The following is a 3,040-nucleotide window of genomic DNA, read 5'->3' as shown; positions in this document are numbered from 1 at the left end:
GGCCGGTCTACCGGCTCATGGACGAGCTCGACTTCATCGTCGACCCGCTCCCCGGTCTGCTGTTCACCCGCGACTCCAGCGCCTGGATCGGCGACCGCGTGGCGCTGACGAGCTTCGCGATGCCGGCGCGCCGCAACGAGTCCGCGCTGACCGGGCTGATCTACCGGCACCACCCGCGCTTCGCGGGGATCCGGCCCGTCTACGACCCGTCCATGGAGCACGTCGAGGGCGGTGACGTGATGCTGCTCAGCCCCGGCGTCGTCGCCGTCGGCACCGGCGAGCGGACGACCCCGGCGGGCGTCGAGCGGCTGGCCCGCCAGGTGTTCGACGCGGGCCTGGCGCACACCGTGCTGGCCGTCCCGATCGCGCAGGAGCGCGCGACCATGCACCTGGACACCGTCTGCACGATGGTGGACGTGGACACCGTGGTCATGTACCCGCCGGTCGCCTACTCCCTGGAGGCGTTCACGGTCACCGCCGCGAACGGCGACCTCAGGGTGTCCGGCCCCCGCCTCTTCCTGGACGCGGCGGCCGAGGCGATGGGCCTGGACCGGCTCAAGGTGATCGACACCGGCCTCGACCCGGTGACCGCCGAGCGCGAGCAGTGGGACGACGGCAACAACACCCTCGCCCTCGCGCCACGGGTCTGTGTCGCCTACGAGCGCAACGTGGAGACGAACGCCCAGCTGGAGGCCGCGGGCATCGAGGTCATCCGCATCACGGGCAGCGAGCTGGGCACCGGGCGCGGCGGCCCGCGCTGCATGTCCTGCCCGATCCTCCGCGACGAGCCCCCGTCCGCCTGAACAACGGAAACGGCCCCCGGAGTGAACCCCGGGGGCCGGACGTGGATAGCTCGGGCGGTGTCGACGGGGGCACGACAGCGCCCGAGCTTGAAGAGGACCCTACACAGTGAAGTGGTGGTCCGACTAGCCGGGGTATGCCCGACTTGGCGAGCTTTCGTGGCAGGCGGCGCCAGGCCCGTCGGCGTCGGGGTTCCGGAAGGTCCCTGTCATGTCGACGATCTCGATGAGGTCGGGGAGCACCCCGGCGGTGACCCGCGTTTCGGCGCTGTAGCGGGGTGCGTACAGCCGGGCCCAGACGGTGGTTCCGCCGTCCTCGTGCCGCACGCCCCAGCCTTCGGCGAGCGTCTCCACTATCCCGAGCCCGCGCCCGCCGAGTGAGGACAGCGTGCCCGGTCCGCGCCGGGGCTCGGTGGTCGCGCCGCCGTCGCTCACCGCTATCTCGATGACGTCGCCGCGCCTGGTCCAGGTGACCCGGACCTGCCCCGAGGGCAGCGGACGCGCATGGCGGAGGGCGTTGCTGATCAGCTCGCTCACGATGACGCTCGCGTCGTCGACGATCGAGGCGTCGACCCCCGCGGCCCCCAGCTCGGAGCCGAGGCGCCTGCGCGCGACCGCCACGCTGGACGGCGCATGGGGCAGCAGTACCGCGCTCGACGCCCTCACCTCCCCCTGGATCCCCGTGCTCGGAAGACCCCCGTCATTCCGTTACGGCCGAAATGCCCATTACAGCGGCCCCCGAAACCGGGACGAAACACCCGTGCCTGCCCCCTGCCCTGCTCCACGGACCCTCACCCCCCGCTCAACAGACCGTCATGATGGATCTATCCAACCGCCACTGTCTTTACTCCTCGCGCGCACGTTTCGTCCGTCACACTACGCAAACCTCACACTTTTCCGCCCCGACCCCCGGTTCGCCCAGTCAAGATCATGGCCCGATCCGGCCATTCGCCCAGAGATCAGTACTTCTCGCACAAACCCCCAACACCCTTCCCCGCCGAGGCTCCCGCGGAACGTCCAAACCCGCGTCCCGCCCACTGAGACGCACCCACCCCCAAGATCGATTCCACCCCGAAGCCCCCCACCCCAAGATCGTTAACCCACCCCCACCACGAATACGCACATCCCTCCAGCGCAAAGCCGCGAAAATACCCATCCCACCGGCCCGAACCCCCCGAAATACGAAGAAGCCCCCTCCGTACCCCCCCTCACCCACCGTCCCCCTGTGTCCGACCTCACACCCCCACCCACCCCACCCGCGTCCACACCCCGACATCCCGCGCCCGCGAGCCGCCCGCCCCGCGCCCGCGCGCAGCGCCTCCTGCGCCCCCGACCCCGCACACTGCGTCCCCTCCCGCCTCCGCCTCCCCCCGCCTCGCCTCCCCCCGGCCCCGCGTCCCCCCCCGGGGGCCCGCGTCCCCCGCCGCTCCGGCGTCCCGCGCCGCGTGCAACCTGCGCGTCCCGCGTCCTGCATCCCGCCACACCGCGCCCGCCCCCGGCGTCGAACGCCCGCGCGCCGTGCGTTCCTCCTCCCCCCGCGCAGCCATCCGTGCGTCCTGCCCGCACGCCTCTGCGCCCCGCAGATACCTCCCGCGCCGCGCCCAGCGCGGCCCAGCACGCTTTGTGCCTCGCGTCTGCGCGGCCCTGTGCAGCGCGCCTCAAGCCCTGCGTTCTGCGCACCCGGCGCGTGCTCCGCCCCGCGAACCGAGTCCCCGCCCCGTCGTCCCACGCGTATACCCGAGCGTCCCGTGTCTCCCCGCACGCGCCGATGTCCGCGCTCCGCCGTACCACGCGCGCGTTTTACACCCGCGCCGCGTCCTACACACCGTGCCCCTGCCGCCTCGCGCACTTCGCGCCCCGCGCGGCCCCCGCGCCCCTTGCGCACCGCCCGCCTTGCACGCGTTCGGTGCCTCGCCCGTCCCGTACCGCGTCGCCCCGGCGTTCCGCGCCCACACGCCGAGTCAGCGCCCCGGCGTTCTGCGCCGCGTGTACCCGCGCCGCGCCGCGCGCGTGTACCCCACGCGCCCTGCGTCCGGGCGGACCCAAATCCGCGCCCGCGTCCCGGATCCACACCCGGTGCCCACGCCGCGTGCACCCCGCGAGTCCTGCCCCCGCGCCGACGTCCGCGTCCGCGCCCCGGCGTCCCATGCACGTGCCGGACGTCCTATACGTCGTGCGCCTTGCCGACTCGCGCACTTCGCGCCCCACGCCGCAGCCCGCGCGCCCCGCGCGCCCCGCGC

The 3,040-nt window shown here is 73.5% G+C and carries 2 protein-coding genes; one reads left to right on the top strand and one right to left on the bottom strand.

Going from position 1 to position 3,040, the window contains the following annotated elements:
• The coding region (locus AB0J52_RS34225) for an arginine deiminase family protein (RefSeq protein ID WP_500187038.1) at positions 1-803 on the top strand (803 nt) is incomplete at its 5' end.
• 123 nt (positions 804-926) lie between these two features.
• On the opposite strand, the gene AB0J52_RS34220 is transcribed toward AB0J52_RS34225, so the two are convergent.
• A complete protein-coding gene (locus tag AB0J52_RS34220) occupies positions 927-1,466 on the bottom strand; it encodes an ATP-binding protein (RefSeq protein ID WP_500187036.1) in 540 nt (179 codons plus the stop codon).
• Positions 1,467-3,040: the final 1,574 nt, after the last annotated feature.

It is taken from the genome of Spirillospora sp. NPDC049652, from assembly GCF_040675125.1.
Lineage (GTDB): Bacteria > Actinomycetota > Actinomycetes > Streptosporangiales > Streptosporangiaceae > Spirillospora.
The sequence above is the reverse complement of the archived record's forward strand: the minus strand, read 5'-3'. Positions and strand labels throughout refer to the sequence as shown.